The following is a 19,441-nucleotide window of genomic DNA, read 5'->3' on the forward strand; positions in this document are numbered from 1 at the left end:
TACTAGGATGAATCAGAAAAAAACGTCACCTGCAGACAATCGTCAGACGTCAAGCCATCATAGGCATGAACCTAGGAATGAGCAGGATAATAAAGGGCAAGAAGGACTAACACACCCACAGGCGGAGGAAGTCCCTGAGCCTAGCCATGAGATGAATGGGGTGGATCATCAAGGGGTGACATCAAAACAGCAGGAGCATGAAAGCGCCGATAGTAACCATGCTCACATGGATCATAAGGATTCCAGTATGGACCATAGCCACATGGATCATGAGATATCTGGCATGGATCACGGCCACAAGGACCATGAGATGTCTGGTATGAACCATAGTCACATGAATCATGAGATGTCTGGTATGGATCATAGACATATGGATCATGGAATGGGTGGCATGGATCATAGTATGCATATGGGAAATTTTAAGCAAAAGTTTTGGCTATCCTTGGTTTTGGCGATTCCAATCGTCATTTTATCACCAATGATGGGCATCGAATTGCCCTTTCAGTTCACGTTTCCTGGTTCAGATTGGGTCGTATTGCTTTTAGCAACGGTCCTGTTTTTCTATGGAGGGCAGCCGTTTTTAAGTGGTGCGAAAATGGAATTGAAACAAAAAAAACCAGCCATGATGACGTTGATTGCCATGGGGATCACGGTTTCTTATTTTTATAGTCTTTACGCGTTTATCGCCAATCATTTTCTTGCTGTTCCTCATGTAATGGATTTCTTCTGGGAACTAGCGACTCTGATCGTGATCATGTTGTTGGGGCATTGGATCGAGATGAATGCCGTTTCTAATGCTGGCAATGCATTACAGAAATTAGCAGAACTATTGCCAAAAGAAGTGATTCGGAAAAATGCAGATGGATCAGAAGAACAGATTCCATTAGAAGAAGTGACCAACAAAACACAGTTGATCGTTCGCTCAGGAGATAAGATTCCTACAGACGGAACGATTCTTGAAGGAGAAACAACGATCGATGAGTCGGCAGTTACCGGTGAATCCAGACGGGTACCTAAAACCATCGGCAGTACTGTCATTGGAGGATCTGTCAACGGCAATGGTACCATCACGATGGAAGTCACAGGGACTGGGGAAGACAGCTACTTAGCGAAAGTCATGGAAATGGTGCGAAAAGCCCAAGCTGATAAATCCCGCTTAGAAGCACTTTCGGACAAAGTGGCAAAATGGTTGTTTTATATTGCGTTAGTTGCTGGTGTCTTGGCATTTGCTGTGTGGCTGTTTGTTGCTGACCTACCGACTGCTCTTGATCGAATGGTCACGGTATTCGTCATTGCCTGTCCCCATGCGTTAGGGCTAGCGATTCCCCTCGTCGTGGCTCGTTCAACATCGATCGCTGCCAAAAATGGCTTGCTCTTAAAAAATCGCAACGCACTGGAGAATGCGCATCATGTTGATTATCTGATCCTCGATAAGACCGGTACGTTAACAGAAGGAACGTTTACCGTAACTGGCATCGAGGCGACTGGCAGCCTTTCTGCATCAGAAGTACTCGCTTACCTAGCAGGTCTTGAGAAAACCGCCAATCATCCGATCGCAGAAGGCATTTTAGCCCAAGCAGAAAAGGAAAACATTACAGCCAAAAAGGCGACTGATGTTCAAACAAGGACGGGTATTGGTCTGGAAGGCGTGATCGATGGACAGAAGTGGTTGATCGTCAATCAAAAAGGATTGGAGCAATTAACCATTCAATATCAAGGGAACTCCTTGAAAAATTATCAAGAACAGGGCAATACCATCAGCTATTTGGTTCATGACGGCAAAGTGGAAGGAATCGTCGCATTAGGGGATAAGGTGAAACCAGAAGCGAGTCAATTTATTCAAAAAGTAAAAGACTTAGGCATCACGCCAGTTATGGCTACAGGGGACAACCAAGAAGCGGCGCAAGCCGTAGCCGATTACCTAGGAATCGAAGCCTTTCATGCGGCAATGTTGCCGGACGATAAAGAACGTCTAGTCAGTGACTATGTCAAAGAGGGCAAGCGCGTCGTAATGGTAGGCGATGGGATCAATGACGCCCCAAGTCTTGCAAGAGCGACGATCGGGATTGCGATCGGAGCGGGTACCGATGTAGCGATCGATTCAGCCGATGTCGTTTTGACGAATAGCGAACCTCAAGACATCTTGCACTTCTTGACTTTGGCGAAAAAAACACGGCGCAAGATGATTCAAAATCTCTGGTGGGGCGCAGGATACAATATTTTTGCCATTCCTTTGGCAGCTGGCGTGCTCGCACCGATCGGGATCATTTTGAACCCAGCAGTCGGAGCTGTCTTGATGTCTATGAGTACGATCATCGTTGCCATCAATGCAATGACCTTATCAATCGAAAAAAGCGGCGATTAGCCGCTTTTTTGTTTCTTTTCCTAGGAGCAGTGAAATACCTCTATAATCTGCTTCTGGATTTATGCTATAATGTGTTCGTTGAGACAAGGAGGACGTTGATTATGGAACTGAAGAAGTTGGATGTTCCCACTACTTCAATTACTGAAGTAAAAAAATCTCCGATGGATGTATTTAATCAAGCGCGAGAAGCAGGAACAGCAGTATATGTATTCAATCGTGAAAAAGTGGCGGGGGTCATGTTGACACAAGAGCAGTATGAAACGTTATTGCAGGAATTAGATTCTTTGCGTCAGCGACCGCTGATGGAAGAAGAACCCGAACAGCCGCCAGTGGCAGGGCTAGAGGAATTCTTACAAATCATGCGGCAAGCGCTGATCACCGGTGCCAGCATCTCGGCAAAAAATTTAGATGAGCGGATGGTGGCGTTAGGCTTCATCACTCGTAAAACAGGTTTTGGCGGTATCGTCGACATGGTGAACGAATTGAAAGAAACAGGCAAGATTGTTTATCAGTTGCGCAAAAAACAAGACGGCAAATCGGTGACTGCTGAAGTCATTGGGGAACAAGACAATCAAACGCAATTATTTGATAAATTGATCATCAAAAAAATCTTTCTAAAAGAAAAATAAACGCTGGAACTTGTCCCAGCGTTTCAGACAGTAGACAAAGTACGGGTGTTTTCGTACTTTGTCTTTTTTTTGTAAAAAACTGGAGCTGTTAACTTTTTAAAACTGTGAAAGATACTGTCCATCGAACCAACAAAAGTTCCAGCCAGTTACAGTCTAGGTTTTAAGTCAGCCAGTAAGTTTTCCCGTCTTTCGTCCGTTGCATAAATCCGTATTCGATCAAATAACGTCGGACAGTGACGTAATCGGTGATCGCTTGTTTTAATACATCGTTTACGGCAGCTTCTGAATAATTTTTCTTCGGATCAAATTTTTGTGCCAGTACACTTAAGACAACGATCTTGCGCTTTTCTTTACTGGGAAATTGTTTGATAAACCCCGTTTCATCAAAATAAGTGGCAATGATCTTTTCTCTTTCACTAGCTGTAATGGCATAGCGATCATCAAGCATCGTTGCCCCTTTGTGAGGCGGCAGCAGCGGGCTATCTTGCAACAAGGACATGATACTTAGAAAAACAGTCGCTTGTCGCTGTTTTTCTTTTAGTTTAAAGCGATGATTCCTGACGGTCGAAGAAGAGATACCTAAGCGCTGGGCAATCACAGTATCGCTAATATCTTGGGCAAACAGTTGTAAAATCTCCTGCTGACTTTCTGATAGGCCTGTTTGTTCTTTGGGTAAAGCCAACAATGCGGACAAAACGGTTCCGTGATGGTCAGTAATATGCTGCATCATTCGTTTTTTTGCTGTAAAAAAGGCGCCATCAACGGGATAAATTTCTTCTTTGTCGAAGGTCTCCTGACAAAATACGCAACAATATTCCGTTGATGTTGCGACATATCCTTGCTGGTAATCAGAAATGGTAAACTCTTGATAAGGTTTCATTTTGGGTTCTCCTTTTGTTGTTTAGATATATACTAACATAAATTGATTTCGTTTGTAAATGAGCAAACGAATTTATCGTTATTAGATTAATTTCATCCGTTGCTTAAAATTGTCGCCTTTTTGTGTTAGGATTAACAACAATAGCGAATGAATTTGCTTAATTCAAAGGAGTGATACTATGGCAGACGTAAGCCAACGCTTCAATCACGAAGTGTATAATATAGCTGTTTCATTGATTCGTAAATTTGATGAACGGGTTTCTTCAATTCCTGATATTTTAAAGTTAACGTTAGGCGAGCCGGATTTCAACACACCGGAGCACGTGAAAAAATCGGGTGTCCAAGCAATCGAACAAAATTTCAGCCACTATTCTGGAATGGCAGGCTTAGCAGATGTTCGGCAAGCAGCCAGTCTCTTTTTGAAAAATAAATATCAGCTTGATTACGACTTTCAATCAGAAGTATTAGTGACGATCGGTGCAACGGAAGCAATCTCAGCTTCGTTATTAGCCACGCTGGAACCTGGTGATAAAGTGATTCTACCAGCACCAATTTATCCAGGCTATGAACCAGTCATCCATTTAGCTCATGCCCAACCGATTTATCTTGATACGACGAACAATGACTTTGTTTTAGCGCCAGAAGTTTTAGAAGCAGCCTTAAAAGAACATGGGGAACAAGTCAAGGCAGTCATTTTGAATTATCCCAGCAATCCAACAGGGGTCGTTTATACCCGAGAACAAGTCAAAGCATTGGCAGAAGTTTTAGAAAAATACCCCGTTTTTGTTATTAGCGATGAAATTTATAGTGAGTTGACTTATGATGAAACCCATGTATCCATTGCCGAATACTTGCGTGACCAAACGATCGTGATCAACGGCTTGTCGAAATCTCACGCGATGACTGGGTGGCGCGTCGGCTTCATTTTTGCACCAGAAGCGTTGACTGCTCAGATCATTAAGGTCCACCAATACTTAGTGACTGCGGCATCAACGATTTCTCAAAAAGCCGCAGTGCGGGCATTGATCGAAGGCATCAATGATGCAGAAGTCATGAAAGCCGATTACCGTGAACGCCGAGATTACTTGTTTGAAAAAATGACTGCCCTTGGTTTTGAAATGGCGAAGCCATCTGGTGCATTCTACATTTTTGCCAAAATACCAGCAGGTTTCAACCAAGATTCAATGGCTTTTTGTGTCGACTTAGCCGAAAAGAATCAATTAGCAATCATCCCGGGTATCGCCTTTGGTCCCGAAGCAGAAGGCTATGTTCGTTTAAGCTATGCGGCAAGTATGGAAAACTTGGTGGAAGCGATGGATCGCTTGACACGCTATATGCAAAGCAATTGATTCTACAAACGTTTCTTTCGTTTTTAGATAAAGTAAGCCCCCTCTGATGGATGCAGCGGGGGCTTTTTTAGGCAATCGACGAACTTTACAAAAGATTTACATCGCTTTATCGATTCTTTACATGAAATCCATCAAGGGTTTACACCGCCTTGCTAAACTAAGCATATAACGAAAGGAGATTTACTAAATGAAAAAATTGGGACTTTTATTTTTTGCAACTGGTTTATTATTAGCTGGCTGTGGGAGCGGTGGCGCAAGCACTGAGAGCAGTCAAGCATCAGGCGGATCTTCATCAGGTGCCGCATCAAATGAAAATGTAGAAATTTTAGCGGTAGGCTCAACTGCATTGCAACCCTTGGTTGAAGCAGCAGGTGAAAGCTTCTCAGCAGACAATCCCAATTATACAATTACTGTTCAAGGTGGCGGTAGCGGAACTGGCTTAAGTCAAGTAGAAGCAGGCGCTGTGACGATCGGTAATTCCGATGTTTTTGCGGATGAAAAAGATGGTGTGGATGCCAGCAAATTAGTTGACCATAAAGTAGCTGTAGTTGGTATGGCACCAGTGGTGAATAAAGACGCAGGCGTTACGGATCTTAGCCAACAAGATTTAATCGATATCTTTACAGGCAAAGTGAAGAATTGGTCTGAACTAGGTGGAGCAGATCAAGAAATCTCTGTAATCAACCGCGCATCAGGCAGCGGTACGAGAGCGACCTTTGAAAAATGGGGCTTAGATGGTGCAGAGACGATCCAAACACAAGAACAAGATTCTTCTGGAACAGTCCGTAAAATTGTTGCTGAAACACCAGGAGCAATCAGCTACCTTGCTTTATCCTATTTGGACGATTCGATCCAAGCGCTATCTCTTGATGGGGTAGAAGCGACTCCTGAAAATATTGCAGATAACAAATGGCCAATCTGGTCTTACGAGCATATGTACACGAACGGCGAGCCAGATGCTAACGTCAAAGCCTTTCTTGATTACATCATGACAGACGATGTCCAACAAGGAATCGTTATCGAATTAGGATATTTGCCAATCACTGATATGAAAGTAGAACGCAGTGTAGACGGCGAAGTAACGAATGTTGAATAAACAGTTTTCATAAGGTACAAAAAAAGAAGGGAAGAACTCCTTCTTTTTTTGTACCTTTTTTTTATTTTTTATGTAAAATAGATAGTGAATATAGATGAATATTCAGTGAAAGGGGAAAAAAATGAAAAGATTTCCAAAAAAAATGTTAATAGCAGCATTGTATGCGGGAACGGCCTTTGTCATTTTTGGCATGCGTGTTGGTTTTGCAGATACGGAATCAACAAGTGAGTCAAAAGAGGCTGCTATTGTTTACTCTGAGACGAATGATGTGACAAGCAGTGACAGCCAAACAATTCGCTCGAATACAGGTGAAACCAGCGAAGACTCAATTGATTCAACGAGTGAGACAACATCATCAAGTAACCGCAGTGAAACGGGCAGTACGACTGTTGATAGCAGTACAGCCGAAAGTGAAGAAAAAAGCCCAGACAATGCTTCGGATTCTGTCTATGATATCAGCTCAGGATTAGACCCAACCTATCGAAGCCGTTCAGATTTGAAAGTCAGCTTAAGCCGTTCGGCACGGTCTGTTTCTAGTGTTCCTTATATTTCAGCAGGAGATCCCTCAACCCCAAAGCAAGACTTTATTGATATTTCCTCCCACAACGGAGAGATCACTGTGGAGCAGTTCAAGTTGATTAAAAGTTATGGCGTTTCTGCAGTGGTGGTGAAATTGACAGAGGCAACTTCTTATCGAAATCCCTTAGCTGCAAGTCAAATCGCAAATGCTAAAGCTGCAGGCCTGATTGTACATGCTTATCACTACAGTTGGTTCACCACTGAGGCACAGGCAAAAGCGGAAGCAGATTATATTTTGTAAGCTATGCCAAACAGCTAAAACTGCCGACCTCTGCTTTGATGGTCAATGACATTGAAGAGCCAAACATTAAGAAAAAAGCAGACCATACACAATTGTCAAAAGTTTTTGAAAATAGATTAAAAGAGTTGGGTTATTCAAATACGCATCATTATATAGGTGTGTCGTGGGTCACGGATAACGCGATCGACCCTGTTGCTTTAGGAAAAAACAAAGTTTGGATCGCACAATATCCATACGAACCGCAAAATCAGAAGTATACGGATTATAGTGCATGGCAGTGGACATATAACGTTACATTCCCAGGGATCAATGGCACCTTTGATATGAATTCAGATTATAACAAGTATTTTATCAGTCAAGGACAAGGTGGTGCGATCAATGATGGCCGTTATGCCACCGTTGTAAAAGACAATTATACGATTTGGCAAAATTTCTCTTGGACAAAAAAAGCAGACTCTAAAGCTTATCTGGGTCAGACCCTGCAAATAAAAGTGCGTTATGAGCATATTAACGGTAGCACCTATTATTCGTTATACGACAACCAAGGGAATTGGGTTGGGTACATTAACTCTGGTGGCGTCAAAGTTGCTGATGGTCCTCAAGGGAATTGGCAATCAAAACAAACCTATGTCAAATTTAAAGAGCCAGGAATAATATGTCGAGATTTTACGTTTACTAAGACTGCACCGATAACTTCAGATATGGTGAAAAATACCTATAAAGTAACCGGTACTTACCATCACTTTGATGGCACGTATTATGATTCAGTTTATGATTTTTCTGGAAAATGGATTGGGTACATCGCTTCAACGAAATTAGCAGTTCAAACGAATCAAGGCCCCGCATTGGCCGATGGACGCTATGTAACGATCACCAGTGGAAATTACTCGATATGGCAAAATTTTTCGTGGAAAGTAAAGGCATCCAGCAAGGATTACTTGAACAAAACAGTTCTAGCGAAATATCGCTATGAACACTTAAATGGCAGTATTTATTATTCACTATATGATCAATCTGGTACATGGTTAGGCTATATGAACGCTAATGGTACCAAAACAGCGAATAATGCAGGTGGAACAGCTATTTCAAGTGGTAAATATGTCACTATTACAAGTAAAAATTATTCGATTTGGCAAAACTTTTCTTGGAAAGAAAAAAATAAAAGCAGTAATTTTTACGGTCAAACACTCCAAGTAAAAGTATACTATAACCATTTCAATGGAAGTACCTATTCATCATTGTACGATAACAAAGGAACTTGGCTTGGCTATATCAATGCCAATGGAACAAAGGAAGCAAGTAATGCTGCCGGAATAAACCAAAGTTACCATAAAAAAATAACGTTTACTCAGAATTTTCCACTCTGGCAAAATTTCTCTTGGAAGCAAAAAAGTACGGTGACTAATGCCATGAAAGGACAAACTTTCGAAGCGCGCTATGTGTATCGCCACTTTAATGGTAGTAATTACCTGTCAATTTATGATAATAAAGGAACTTGGTTAGGTTACGTTAATGAATCCGCAACAAAAGTTGTTAAGTAAGCATGGTTCCAAAAAAACAGCCGAGAAAATGCCACTAGGCGTTTTCTCGGCTGTTTTTTATCAATAATCATCTTTCTTCATGAAGCGGCAAAGTCACCGTAAAGGTAGAACCAATTTTAGGGAAACTGTCAACCTTGATACTGCCGCCTAATAATTTGGTATAGTCTTTGACGATAGCCAGTCCGAGTCCAGTGCCGCCAGAATTGCGGGCGCGGGCTTTGTCTACCCGATAAAACCGTTCAAAAATTCGTTCTTGATCTTCTTCATCGATGCCGATGCCTTGATCCTGCACTTGAAATAGTAGCTGGTCGTCTTGCTCGGAAAAGGATAATTTGATGGTTCCACCAGGTTTTGAATAGGTGACCGCATTTTCAACTAGATTTTTTACGATGGGCTGCAGCAGCTCTTTTTTGGTAGACAAAATGTAGTGTTCAGGTCCTTCAAATTGAAAGGTCAATTGCTTCTTAGCAGCTGCGGGACCATAAGTTTGAAGGACTTGTTGCAGCAGTTCGGAAAAGTCGATTGGCTGATTGACATACTGGAAAGAATCGCTGTCTTGAGACAATTGGATGATATCTTGTATTAGATTTTTCAAGCGATAGGCATCTTTTTGAATGATCTCTAAGAAGGTTTGTAATGTCTCAGGGTCTTCTTTGGCACCGTCCAGCAATGTTTCAGTAAACCCGATCAAGGAAGTTACCGGCGTTTTTAATTCATGGGAAACATTGCCGACAAAATCTTTTTGCATCTTTTCTAATTGTCTGATGCGCGTCAAGTCATAGGAAATACCAATCAACTGGTTTTCTTGGAAACTCCGCAAGGTAACATCCAGGACTTTTGAACGTTCTCCGCTAAGGGTAGTCTCCGCATGGAAAATAGGGGTCTCGTCATTAAAATGGTAGATCAACTGGATCAATTGTGTGTCATGAATCACTTCAGTAAAAGGTTGCGGCAAGGTGGGCACAGTTTCCATCCCCAACTGATCTTGCATCGTCGGATTCAACAGCAGCAGTTGATTTTCTTCATTGATGATAAAGACACCGATCATCAATTCACTGAGCAATCCGTAAAGTTGTTGTTCAGATGCTGCATAGGCACGATAGGTCTGGCTCATTTGTTCGCTCAGCTGATTGATCAGTTGATACAACTCATCATGTTCAGGTGTTTCTTGCATAATGATTGCTTGTTGATCGGGCGAGCTGATCATTTTCTTTACGACGGGCAGAATCGTTTGGATCGGACGATTCCGCTGACGCAAGGTATGGAAAATCAGTAGGCTGATCAAGAAACAAAAGACAAGATAGACAATCAAGATCGACTGCTTGATTCCTTGGTTTTTTTCAAAAAAAGCAGCAGTCGGTTCGGCGATTCGTAAGATTTGCGTCAGATTTCCTTCCTCTTTGACAGGGACTGCCACGTAGAGCAATTCTTCATGTAAGGTATCACTTTCCCTCAGAGACTGACCGACGGCGCTTCCACGCAAAACGGCTTGGACTTCTGGACGATCGGAGCGGTTTTCATGCAGTGTATGATCATAGGTATCGAAAATAATCTGACCTTGATCATCTAACAAAGTGATGCGACTATTGCTATCTTCCACATAGGTATCTGCAAATTGTTCTAACGCCGCGGTTTGGTTATCTGAGAGATTCAAAAAAACGGTGGCTTTCTCTTGGAGAAAAGCCACTTGTTGAGCAATGACTTGTTGACGGTAAAAACTGCTAAGAACTTGCCAGCTTAGAAAAAAAATCAGCAATAGGCCAATCGACCATATACCATAGCCATAGCGTTTTTTCATTAGACTGGCTCCTGAAATTTATACCCGAATCCCCGAACCGTTACTAAGTATTCCGGCCGTTTTGGATCAGCTTCCAATTTTTCTCTTAAATGACTGATGTGAACATCCACGATGCGACTTTGTCCATCAAAGTCGAAGTTCCAAATGCGATTGAGCAAGGTATCGCGATCGATCACGCGGCCTTTTCGTTTCATAAAGTAAACTAGCAGCTCGAATTCTTTTGGGGTTAGGAAGATTTTCTCACCATCCACAGTGACTTGGAAATTCGTCAGGTCTGCTTGGATCCCACCGACTTGCAGAATCTCTGCAGGTTGATCTTCTTCTCGTGTTTGTTGACGGGGTTCTAAACGACGGAAGATGGCTTTCATTCGAGCCAATACTTCTCGAGGACTGAAAGGCTTCGTCAAATAGTCATCGGCGCCGATTTCTAAGCCTAAGATCCGATCGATTGGATCATCTTTTGCGGTCAAGACGAGAATCGGGGTCTCGATTTTTTCTTGGCGCAATTTCTTCGTGATCTCGATACCGTCCATATTTGGCAGCATGACATCTAAGATGATAAAGTCAAAAGGCTTAGACAAAGCTAATTCGTAAGCTTTTTTTCCATCTGCGGCTGAGACGACTTGGTAGCCTTCTTTTTCTAAATTAAAGGTTAAAAGTGTGACGATGGAAGGTTCATCATCGACAACGAGAATTTTTTTCATGATACACTCCTTTCGTTTCTTTTTTTCAAGAAACGATTAAATTTCAACGAACAAGTCCTATTTTAGCATGAATAGACAATTGGTACTATTGCAACCACTAAATAAATGCTATAATAAAGGACGATTTCATAGGAAAGCTGAGGGTGCGAAATGATCGGAATCAGTGCGTGTCTAGGCGGTGCACTTTGCCGCTATGATGGAAAACACCAAGCAGTGCCACAATTGATCGAACTGGTAAGAGCAGGTCAAGCCATGATGGTCTGTCCAGAAGTTCTTGGCGGTTTGCCGATCCCACGGGAACCGGCCGAAATCGTCGGTGGTGATGGGGTGGATGTTTGGGCACAACGGGCGAAGGTCGTCACCATCTCAGGAGAAGACGTGACCGAAGAGTTTACTACCGGGGCGAAAATTGCTTATCAAAAATTACAAGAGCAAGGCATCACCCAACTGATCCTAAAGGAGAAAAGTCCCTCTTGTGGCAGTCAGACGATTTATGATGGCAATTTTTCTGGAATCAAAAAAACAGGGGTCGGTGTCGCTTGTGCGTATTTTCGACAACAAGGCATGACTGTTTTGTCCGATGTCGAATGGCTTGCAAAACAGGAGGAAGCAAATGGAAATTGAAAAGACCAATCGCATGAATGCGTTGTTTGAGTTTTATTCCACGTTATTGACGGAAAAACAGATGAATTACATGGAATTATATTACGCAGATGATTTTTCTCTAGGAGAAATCGCTGAAGAGTATCAAGTAAGCCGTCAAGCAGTCTATGACAACATCAAACGCACCGAACGTATTTTAGAAGACTATGAAAAAAAACTACATATGTTTTCGGACTATATCATGCGGGAAGACTTGCTGGATCAGCTAAGCGAGTATACGAAAACTCACTATCCAAAAGACGAAACCTTACAGGGGTTTATTCAACAGCTCCAAGAAATTGAAGAATAAAGGAATGAAAAAAATGGCATTTGAAAGTTTAACTGAACGCCTCCAGCAGGCAATGAGCAAACTGCGCAGAAAAGGAAAAGTATCTGAAGCAGATGTAAAAGAAATGATGCGTGAGATTCGTCTAGCTTTATTAGAAGCCGACGTCAATCTCCAGGTTGTAAAAGAGTTTACCAAAAATGTTCGTGAACGGGCAGTTGGGGTAGAAGTATTAGAAAGCTTATCTCCAGCGCAACAGATCGTTAAAATCGTTGATGAAGAATTAACTAAAACATTAGGATCAGAAACAGTTGGGATCGAAAAATCACCGAAGATTCCAACGATCATCATGATGGCTGGTCTGCAAGGGGCAGGGAAAACCACCTTTGCTGGAAAATTAGCCAACCATTTGATCAAAACCGAAAACGCTCGCCCATTAATGATCGCTGGTGACGTGTATCGTCCAGCCGCGATCGACCAGTTGAAAGTATTAGGGCAGCAATTGGATGTACCTGTTTTTGATATGGGAACAGATGTCAGTCCAGTTGAAATCGTGCGTCAAGGACTGGCTTTGGCTCGGGAAAAGAAAAATGACTATGTTTTGATCGATACGGCAGGTCGTTTGCATATCGATGAAAACTTGATGGAAGAGCTAAAACAAATCAAGGACCTGGCACAGCCAAATGAAATTTTACTGGTAGTTGATGCGATGACCGGACAAGATGCTGTCAACGTGGCAGAAAGCTTCAATCAACAACTGGGGATCACAGGGGTGGTCATCACCAAACTAGATGGTGATACTCGTGGCGGGGCGGCATTGTCGATTCGTCAAGTTACTGGCGCTCCAATCAAGTTCACTGGTACCGGTGAAAAATTGACCGACCTTGAAGTGTTCCATCCAGATCGGATGTCTAGTCGGATTCTCGGTATGGGTGATATGCTGACTTTGATCGAAAAAGCACAGCAAGATTACGACGAGAAAAAAGCAGAAGAACTTGCTCAAAAAATGAAGGAAAACTCTTTCGACTTCAATGACTTTGTCGAACAGATCGATCAAGTCATGGGCATGGGCCCAATTGAAGATCTCTTAAAAATGATTCCGGGAATGAGCCAAATGCCTGGTATCGAAAATGTCAAAGTTGATCCGAAACAAATTGCTCGGCAAAAAGCCATGGTTTATTCTATGACACCAGCTGAACGGGAAAATCCAGATTTGTTGAATCCAAGCCGCCGTCGTCGGATTGCCGCCGGTTCTGGAAACAGTGTCGTCGAAGTCAACCGGATGATCAAACAATTCAAAGAATCTCGCAAAATGATGCAGCAAATGAGTAAAGGGAATATGAACATTCCTGGCATGGATCAAATGTTTGGCGGTGGGGTCAAAGGGAAACTTGGAAAAATGGCCATGAACCGCATGGTTAAAAAACAAAAGAAGAAAAAGAAAAAACGCAAATAACAATTCTGATGCTAAAAAGGATTGCGTAAAAGACCTGATTAGCGAAGGATTCCAAAAGACATGACCGAAAAAAGGCGCTCAGAGAAAGCTCCTTGCTAGAATCAGCAAGAACAGCTTCTCGAATCAAAGCCTTCGACGGTCCTGTTTTTTTATGCAAGCAATGTTTTTTATGGCCTCCTAAAAGGGGAAGCACTTTTTATCGTGTGAGTATGATATCTATGAAAGGCCAAAAATTTTCCGCGATTCAAAAGAAACTAGCACCTGTAAAAATAGTAGAAGCAGAACATTCGTGCTTTCTGTCAAATGATGCTACTATTAGCTTATAGCAAGTATGAAAGGAGTTTTTTACGATGACAAACAAAGATCGCATTGAAGGAAAAGTAACCGAAACAAAAGGGAAACTTACAGGAGATGACTCCGAAGAATTAAAAGGGAAAACCCAAAATAAATATGGGAAAGCCAAAGATAAGGTTGAAGATTTTGCGGATGATGTTTCTCGCAAAGTAAATGACTTCTTTGACAAAAAAGACGACGACAAACCTAAACATTAAATATAAAAGCGTCCCTACAACAAGAAATTGTTGCCGGGACGCTTTTTTAAATATTGCTGACCTGTTTGTTTTTTCGTTTGTACCACCAATTCATCAGTGCTTTAGGATAGACAAGCAACAAACTGATGAATAAGCAAGCAACCAGCAACAAACCAAGCCGGAGGGCGATATTCCAAAGACTGACATCATATCCTTCGTAAAGATCACGGTAAAAAATTTCTAACGGGTAATAAGATATCATGGATAGATAGAACCAGGTTCCTAAAGAAAGCAGCCAATAAACCGGGGCGCGCAATTTAGGGATCGTTAAATAATCACCATCATTTTCTAAAGAAATTTTCGAAAACACTTTTTCGGCAGCAAGAATCAGCAAGCCGCTCAAGCCGAGGTAAAGGAGCAGCAGCCACCAAGGGTAGACATATCCTTGCGGCCAATCGATCCACGTTTGAAAAGGAAGCAGAAAATCCCCATGACCAAGAAACACAAAACTAAAAAACTCGCGGGTACATTGGAAAAAGCTATACCCCATTGATCCTAGAGAAATAGTGAAGAACACCGATAGCACGCCAGTAAACAGATTCCCTAGCAAAACGCCTAACAGGAGTCCTGTAGCAAATACGAGCAGATTCGTTACCAAGGTACTAAGGGCAGAAAGCAGCACGTCTTGAAGCGGCACAGCGAGATAGCGAGCTGGGATCATCGTGTATTCGATCAGGATATGACCTAACAGACCCAACACTAAACAAGCCGTCAAGGGTAAGCCGATAAAAAGCAGTTTCTTGCGAAAGACCTGCTTTCTGCTAAAGGGTAAAGCAAATAAAAAGCGGTTGAAATGAGTGCGGCCATCGACAAAAAAGGACAAAAAGCCTATAAGAAACAGAAAGACAATCACAAATTGATTCATGGTAGTCATATAAGGGTGATTGTAATAAATCTCATCAGAGTACTCTTTGTTGACCGTCAATGCCGCATCGCGGTACTCTGCCGCCGAATCAAAGTAAACCGGGGTTTCACCGTTGTAGCTTTTGACATAGTACTCTCGATTTTCGTTGAAATCTTTGATAAATTCTTCAGATGCCAAATAGCGTTCTTGCTGATGCCAGGCTTTTTGTGATTGCCAGCCAGCACTAAGATACATGAAGAGCACGACAAAACAAAAGCCGATCAGCAGCTTGCCGTAGCGTTCTTTAAATAAATTGCTTAACATCGTTTTTCACCTCTATCCTTCCACCAATGCTTCTTGTCGTAAATTTGCTTCAAACAGATCTTCCAAAGTCAAAGGTAATTCTTCAAAAACCAAAGGATCAAGTTGCTGAATCTCAGCCGCCAGCTCCTCTGTGTAATTGTCAAACAAAGCGGTCAAGACTCGGCCTTGCTTTTGAATCAGCTTGGAGTGCTGCTTGATAAGGGGAGGAATCTGTTTGCTGCGAAAGACGAGTTGGAGTTTGCGAGATTGTTCGCGAATCGTTTCCAAACGGTAGTCTCCTTCAATCGTTTTCCCTTTGATCAACAAGGCACGATCAATAATATGTTCTAATTCATTTAGATTATGAGAAGCAATCAATGCGGTACGATTCGATTCGCTGAGGCTTTCCAGCAATAGTCCGATCACTTTTTTACGGACGATCACATCAAGCCCATCAAAAGGTTCATCTAAAAGTAAGAACGTCGCATTTGAGGCAATCGCAAGAATCATTTTATAAAGACCTTGCATACCTTTTGACATCCGTCGGTAGGAAAGCGTCAGAGGAAGACCGTGACTTTGCATCAATTCTAAATAAAGATTTTGATCGAAATTTGGATAAGCAAGCCGATAAAATTGATTGAGCTTTTTCAAAGAGTAGGCCGAAAGAAAGTTTTCTTTTTCATCAATATAAAAAAGTTGTTCTTTTAATTGCGGGTACTGATCCAGGTGTTGGTTATCGATCGAAATTTCGCCATCATCTAATAAATAATGTCCAGCGATCGTTCGAAACAACGTGGTTTTCCCAGAACCATTGCGGCCGATCAATCCTACGATTTCTCCTTTTTCCAAGGAGAAGTTCACGTTTTCTATGATAGTTGTTTGCTCCATTTTCTTGGTCACATGTTCGATCTTCACTGTGGGTCGCCTCCTAACTCTTGTTCAAAGCCATTCATCCAATCGGTCAACTCGCGTATGCTGATCTGTAAATGGCGTGCTTCGATCATCAATTCTTTCAAACGTTCTTTCACTTGTAAGATCCGAATCTCATCGCGAGGCAAGTCCTCGGTGACTTTCACAAAAGTGCCTTTTCCTTTGATGGTGACAAGGACTTGCTCATTTTCCAATACTTTGTAAGCTTTGCTGACGGTATTTGGATTCATCAACAGGTGCTTGGCCATTTCACGAACTGAAGGCACTTGGTCTCCGGCGGTTAGAACACCGTTCAGAATATCTTCTTTGATACTTAAAACCAATTGCTCATAATAAGGTTTGCTGCTGGCTTTGTTAATGCGAACCACAAAATCAGCTCCTTTCATTTATGTGTACTAGTATACGTAGTACACTAGTGGAAGTAAAGTCTTTTATGATAAAATAAGCAAAAAGGAGCTGATGAGAACAATGAAGCGATGTGAGTGGGCCAACAGTACGCCAGCAATGCAAGAGTATCATGATTCGGTCTGGGGAAAACCTGAGTATGAGGATCAGCAGTTATTTCGAAAACTGGTGTTAGATATGAATCAAGCAGGATTGAGCTGGCAAACGATTTTAAATAAAATGGCAAATTTTGATGCGGCATATGATCAGTTTGAAATCACCAAAGTAGCGAACTATACGGAAGAAAAAGTGGAAGAGCTGATGATGAATCCAGGAATCATTCGCAATCGACGAAAGATTGAAGCAGCGATCATCAATGCCCAAGAAGTTTTAAAAATCCAGCAAGAATACGGCAGTTTCTCTGCATTCTTGTGGCGATATGTCAATCATGAGCCGATCATCAATGAATTTCAGCAGCAATCCGATGTACCGACCCATTCGGAAATCTCCGATCAGCTAGCAAAAGACTTGAAAAAGCGAGGCTTTAAATTTGTCGGAACGACAACTATTTACGCCTTTATGGAAGCGGTTGGTATGGTCAACGATCACTTAGTCACTTGTGTTTGTCGAAGGTCAGAAGCAATCGTAAAATAAAGGAGTGAGATTAATGGGAAAAGTGATATTTTATGGTGCAATCAGCCTAGATGGCTATTTAGCAGGGCTAGAGGATCAACTGGACTGGCTGTTTCAAACCGATACCGGTGTTGCAACGACCTATGAAGCATTTTTTGCGACTATCGACACGACCGTGATGGGAAGAAAAACCTATCAAGAAGCGAAAAAACTGATGGATGAGGGACCGTTGTATCCTGAAACGACAAACTATGTTTTTTCCCATACCCGAAAAGAACCGCTGCCGGATGCAACCCTAGTGGCATCGGATCCAGTTGCATTTGTTTCAGCATTGAAACAAGAGAAAAACGTATGGGTAGTGGGTGGGGGTTCCCTATTAAAACCCTTACTAGAAGCGGATCTGATCGATGAATGGTTTATTCAAATCGCGCCGGTGCTTTTAGGAGAGGGCAAGCCACTGTTTGAAGCGGGGGATTACGCGAGGCGCTTGACGTTTGTTGAAACAAAACAGATGGGGGAACTGACAGAACTTCATTATGTTCGAAAAGCTGAGCAAGTAAGCAAGTAAAAAATACAAACTATTTTTCTACGCAAAAAAGACCAAGAAACTCAACGCTGAGTTTGAAGCGACCCCCAAAAGTTAGACCAAAAATCTAACTTTTGGGGGTCGCTATTTGTATGGCAAAATATCCTTTTGAATTAAAACTAAAAATCGTTAAAGAATATCTTAGTGGTGTGGGTGGATATCGGCATCTTGCCAATAAATACGGTATTTCAAGCAAGTCTCAAGTAAGTGATTGGGTGAATGCCTATCGTGAATACGGAGAGGAAGGTCTATTGAGAAAGCATCAAAATCAGAAATATTCTGTTCAATTTAAGTTAAATGCGATAGAGTTATATCAAACAAGTGAGATGTCCTATCGAGAAGTTGCCAGCACTTTAGAAATGAACAACCCTGCGCTTATTGCCAATTGGATGCGTAATTTCAGAGAAGCAGGTATTGAGGGGATCTCAAAAGAGAAAGGGCGATCACTTACTTTGGCTAGAAAAAAGAGAACAAAAAAGAAAATACAACAACTGAAGAACGCGATCGTATCAAGGCATTAGAAAAGCAAGTCCGATCCCTTCAAATTGAGAATGCCTTTTTAAAAGAGTTGAGGAAGCTGCGAAAACAGGAAGCCCAGCAAAGACGCAAGAATCAATCGCACGAATCATCGCCAGCCTCCGAGGATCATTCAAACTAGTTGAGCTTCTTGAAACATTGAAATTTCCTAAAGCAACCTATATGTATTGGCAGAAACGGTTTGACAGACCAAACCCAGACCAAGAAATTGAAGAAAAATGATTGAAATTCGCAAGGAGCATAAAGACTATGGCTGTCTGCGACTAAAAAAAGAATTAGAGAATCAAGGGATTCATGTCAATAAAAAGAAGATTCAACGTCTGATAAAAAACTAGGTATCGAAGTAAAGTCTTACACTCGAAAATCTCGACGGTACAATTCTTATCGTGGGAAGGTTGGCACTGTCGCCAAAAATCGTATTCATCGTCGGTTTTATACAAATATCTGTCACCAAAAAATTACAACTGATACCACAGAGTTTAAGTATTATGAAGTAGACACCACAGGTGTCGTTCGTCAGAAAAAGCTGTATTTAGATCCTTTCATGGATTTCTACAATAGTGAAATTCTATCTTATCGGATTTCTGAAAAACCAAACGCACTAGCCATAATGGAAGGATTAGAAGAAGCAATCCAGATGACAAATGATTGTCCATTTCGTAGAACCTTCCATTCAGATCAAGGATGGGCCTATCAAATGAATGCTTATAAGAATAAATTGAAGCAGCATAAAATCTTCCAGAGTATGTCTCGTAAAGGGAATTGTTTAGATAACTCACCTATGGAAAACTTCTTTGGTTTATTAAAGCAAGAGATTTTTCATGGAGAAGTCTATCGGAGTTTAGATGAATTGAGAACAAAAATTGACCAATATATCTATTATTACAACCATAAACGCATCAAAAAGAAATTAAATTGGCGAAGTCCGGTTCAGTTTCGAGAAGCTGTAAAAACAGCTGTCTAACAGTTAATTTTATCGTACAAAAAAGGAGTGGATTTCTCCACTCCATAAAAGTCTAACTTTTTGGGGTCACTACAGTTCCTTGGTCTTTTGATACAGATTCATGGA

Annotated in this window: 18 protein-coding genes and 1 pseudogene; 13 read left to right on the top strand and 6 right to left on the bottom strand. The window is 41.7% G+C overall.

Annotation, left to right across the window (positions count from 1 at the left end):
• Window positions 1-7: 7 nt before the first annotated feature.
• Together CO692_RS12545 and CO692_RS12550 are read left to right on the top strand one after the other, a co-directional pair.
• Window positions 8-2,365 carry a heavy metal translocating P-type ATPase gene (locus CO692_RS12545; protein ID WP_096742369.1) on the top strand — a complete coding sequence of 786 codons (2,358 nt, stop codon included), beginning with the start codon at window positions 8-10 and terminating at the stop codon, window positions 2,363-2,365.
• A gap of 101 nt (window positions 2,366-2,466) precedes the next feature.
• Entirely contained in the window at window positions 2,467-2,994 is a 528-nt protein-coding gene (locus CO692_RS12550) for a type II toxin-antitoxin system Phd/YefM family antitoxin (RefSeq protein ID WP_096742370.1), read from the top strand.
• A 160-nt stretch (window positions 2,995-3,154) separates the two neighbouring features.
• Here the strand turns inward: CO692_RS12550 and CO692_RS12555 are convergent, their stop codons facing one another.
• Window positions 3,155-3,874 carry a DUF2087 domain-containing protein gene (locus CO692_RS12555; RefSeq protein WP_096742371.1) on the bottom strand — a complete coding sequence of 240 codons (720 nt, stop codon included), beginning with the start codon at window positions 3,872-3,874 and terminating at the stop codon, window positions 3,155-3,157.
• 178 nt (window positions 3,875-4,052) lie between these two features.
• Between CO692_RS12555 and CO692_RS12560 the strand changes: the two genes are divergently transcribed.
• The 4 genes from CO692_RS12560 (at window position 4,053) to CO692_RS12570 (ending at window position 8,679) form a co-directional block, all read left to right on the top strand.
• Window positions 4,053-5,222: a pyridoxal phosphate-dependent aminotransferase gene (locus CO692_RS12560; protein ID WP_096742372.1), complete on the top strand. Its 1,170-nt coding sequence runs from the start codon at window positions 4,053-4,055 to the stop codon at window positions 5,220-5,222.
• 187 nt (window positions 5,223-5,409) lie between these two features.
• Complete coding sequence (locus tag CO692_RS12565) at window positions 5,410-6,318, top strand: phosphate ABC transporter substrate-binding protein PstS family protein (RefSeq protein ID WP_016608721.1); 909 nt, start codon at window positions 5,410-5,412, stop codon at window positions 6,316-6,318.
• 121 nt (window positions 6,319-6,439) lie between these two features.
• Window positions 6,440-7,138, top strand: a complete 699-nt coding sequence (locus CO692_RS18060; RefSeq protein WP_264291232.1) for a GH25 family lysozyme — start codon at window positions 6,440-6,442, stop codon at window positions 7,136-7,138.
• Between the two features lie 38 nt (window positions 7,139-7,176).
• A complete protein-coding gene (locus CO692_RS12570; RefSeq protein WP_264291233.1) occupies window positions 7,177-8,679 on the top strand; it encodes a GH25 family lysozyme in 1,503 nt (500 codons plus the stop codon).
• 67 nt (window positions 8,680-8,746) lie between these two features.
• On the opposite strand, the gene pnpS is transcribed toward CO692_RS12570, so the two are convergent.
• Both pnpS and CO692_RS12580 read right to left on the bottom strand, forming a co-directional pair.
• Window positions 8,747-10,477, bottom strand: coding sequence for a two-component system histidine kinase PnpS (gene pnpS, locus CO692_RS12575; RefSeq protein ID WP_096742373.1), 1,731 nt, complete (start codon window positions 10,475-10,477; stop codon window positions 8,747-8,749).
• Window positions 10,477-11,181, bottom strand: a complete 705-nt coding sequence (locus CO692_RS12580; RefSeq protein ID WP_096742374.1) for a response regulator transcription factor — start codon at window positions 11,179-11,181, stop codon at window positions 10,477-10,479. Before CO692_RS12580 ends, pnpS begins: the two co-directional genes overlap by 1 nt.
• A gap of 150 nt (window positions 11,182-11,331) precedes the next feature.
• Here CO692_RS12580 and CO692_RS12585 point away from each other — a divergent pair, with 150 nt between their 5' ends.
• The 4 genes from CO692_RS12585 (at window position 11,332) to CO692_RS12600 (ending at window position 14,116) form a co-directional block, all read left to right on the top strand.
• On the top strand, window positions 11,332-11,805 hold the full coding sequence (locus CO692_RS12585; RefSeq protein ID WP_077453503.1) for a DUF523 domain-containing protein: 474 nt from the start codon (window positions 11,332-11,334) through the stop codon (window positions 11,803-11,805).
• Complete coding sequence (locus tag CO692_RS12590) at window positions 11,795-12,133, top strand: putative DNA-binding protein (RefSeq protein WP_005228897.1); 339 nt, start codon at window positions 11,795-11,797, stop codon at window positions 12,131-12,133. Before CO692_RS12585 ends, CO692_RS12590 begins: the two co-directional genes overlap by 11 nt.
• Before the next feature lie 13 nt (window positions 12,134-12,146).
• Window positions 12,147-13,565, top strand: a complete 1,419-nt coding sequence (ffh, locus tag CO692_RS12595) for a signal recognition particle protein (protein WP_005228902.1) — start codon at window positions 12,147-12,149, stop codon at window positions 13,563-13,565.
• Window positions 13,566-13,915: 350 nt separating this feature from the next.
• Entirely contained in the window at window positions 13,916-14,116 is a 201-nt protein-coding gene (locus CO692_RS12600; protein ID WP_008377398.1) for a CsbD family protein, read from the top strand.
• 46 nt (window positions 14,117-14,162) lie between these two features.
• Here CO692_RS12600 and CO692_RS12605 read toward each other — a convergent pair whose 3' ends face one another.
• The 3 genes from CO692_RS12605 to CO692_RS12615 are packed head-to-tail and all read right to left on the bottom strand — an operon-like array spanning window position 14,163 to window position 16,600.
• A complete protein-coding gene (locus CO692_RS12605; protein ID WP_096742375.1) occupies window positions 14,163-15,323 on the bottom strand; it encodes an ABC transporter permease in 1,161 nt (386 codons plus the stop codon).
• Between the two features lie 12 nt (window positions 15,324-15,335).
• The gene (locus tag CO692_RS12610) at window positions 15,336-16,217 is read right to left on the bottom strand and encodes an ABC transporter ATP-binding protein (RefSeq protein WP_096742376.1); all 882 of its coding nucleotides are present in this window, start codon (window positions 16,215-16,217) and stop codon (window positions 15,336-15,338) included.
• Window positions 16,214-16,600 (bottom strand): GntR family transcriptional regulator, encoded by a 387-nt coding sequence (locus CO692_RS12615; RefSeq protein ID WP_170920129.1) that lies wholly within the window; start codon window positions 16,598-16,600, stop codon window positions 16,214-16,216. Before CO692_RS12615 ends, CO692_RS12610 begins: the two co-directional genes overlap by 4 nt.
• 100 nt (window positions 16,601-16,700) lie before the next feature.
• On the opposite strand from CO692_RS12615, the gene CO692_RS12620 reads away from it, so the two are divergent.
• From CO692_RS12620 to CO692_RS12630, 3 genes and pseudogenes are all read left to right on the top strand, one after another.
• Window positions 16,701-17,270 carry a DNA-3-methyladenine glycosylase I gene (locus CO692_RS12620; protein WP_077453498.1) on the top strand — a complete coding sequence of 190 codons (570 nt, stop codon included), beginning with the start codon at window positions 16,701-16,703 and terminating at the stop codon, window positions 17,268-17,270.
• Window positions 17,271-17,283: 13 nt separating this feature from the next.
• A complete protein-coding gene (locus CO692_RS12625; protein WP_096742377.1) occupies window positions 17,284-17,817 on the top strand; it encodes a dihydrofolate reductase family protein in 534 nt (177 codons plus the stop codon).
• Between the two features lie 110 nt (window positions 17,818-17,927).
• A pseudogene (locus tag CO692_RS12630) lies at window positions 17,928-19,336 on the top strand (IS3 family transposase).
• Window positions 19,337-19,441 lie beyond the last annotated feature (105 nt).

The organism is Enterococcus sp. FDAARGOS_375, assembly GCF_002393265.1.
GTDB lineage: Bacteria > Bacillota > Bacilli > Lactobacillales > Enterococcaceae > Enterococcus_D > Enterococcus_D innesii.

What these genes read in the sequence shown, in the direction of transcription:
- CO692_RS12555 (WP_096742371.1), bottom strand. Translation starts at nt 3,874, where the DNA reads ATGAAACCTTATCAAGAGTTTACCATTTCTGATTACCAGCAAGGATAT.
- CO692_RS12570 (WP_264291233.1), top strand. Translation starts at nt 7,177, where the DNA reads ATGGTCAATGACATTGAAGAGCCAAACATTAAGAAAAAAGCAGACCAT.
- CO692_RS12605 (WP_096742375.1), bottom strand. Translation starts at nt 15,323, where the DNA reads ATGTTAAGCAATTTATTTAAAGAACGCTACGGCAAGCTGCTGATCGGC.
- CO692_RS12600 (WP_008377398.1), top strand. Translation starts at nt 13,916, where the DNA reads ATGACAAACAAAGATCGCATTGAAGGAAAAGTAACCGAAACAAAAGGG.
- CO692_RS12590 (WP_005228897.1), top strand. Translation starts at nt 11,795, where the DNA reads ATGGAAATTGAAAAGACCAATCGCATGAATGCGTTGTTTGAGTTTTAT.
- CO692_RS12560 (WP_096742372.1), top strand. Translation starts at nt 4,053, where the DNA reads ATGGCAGACGTAAGCCAACGCTTCAATCACGAAGTGTATAATATAGCT.
- CO692_RS12585 (WP_077453503.1), top strand. Translation starts at nt 11,332, where the DNA reads ATGATCGGAATCAGTGCGTGTCTAGGCGGTGCACTTTGCCGCTATGAT.
- ffh (WP_005228902.1), top strand. Translation starts at nt 12,147, where the DNA reads ATGGCATTTGAAAGTTTAACTGAACGCCTCCAGCAGGCAATGAGCAAA.
- CO692_RS12565 (WP_016608721.1), top strand. Translation starts at nt 5,410, where the DNA reads ATGAAAAAATTGGGACTTTTATTTTTTGCAACTGGTTTATTATTAGCT.
- CO692_RS12625 (WP_096742377.1), top strand. Translation starts at nt 17,284, where the DNA reads ATGGGAAAAGTGATATTTTATGGTGCAATCAGCCTAGATGGCTATTTA.
- CO692_RS12580 (WP_096742374.1), bottom strand. Translation starts at nt 11,181, where the DNA reads ATGAAAAAAATTCTCGTTGTCGATGATGAACCTTCCATCGTCACACTT.
- pnpS (WP_096742373.1), bottom strand. Translation starts at nt 10,477, where the DNA reads ATGAAAAAACGCTATGGCTATGGTATATGGTCGATTGGCCTATTGCTG.
- CO692_RS12620 (WP_077453498.1), top strand. Translation starts at nt 16,701, where the DNA reads ATGAAGCGATGTGAGTGGGCCAACAGTACGCCAGCAATGCAAGAGTAT.
- CO692_RS18060 (WP_264291232.1), top strand. Translation starts at nt 6,440, where the DNA reads ATGAAAAGATTTCCAAAAAAAATGTTAATAGCAGCATTGTATGCGGGA.
- CO692_RS12550 (WP_096742370.1), top strand. Translation starts at nt 2,467, where the DNA reads ATGGAACTGAAGAAGTTGGATGTTCCCACTACTTCAATTACTGAAGTA.
- CO692_RS12545 (WP_096742369.1), top strand. Translation starts at nt 8, where the DNA reads ATGAATCAGAAAAAAACGTCACCTGCAGACAATCGTCAGACGTCAAGC.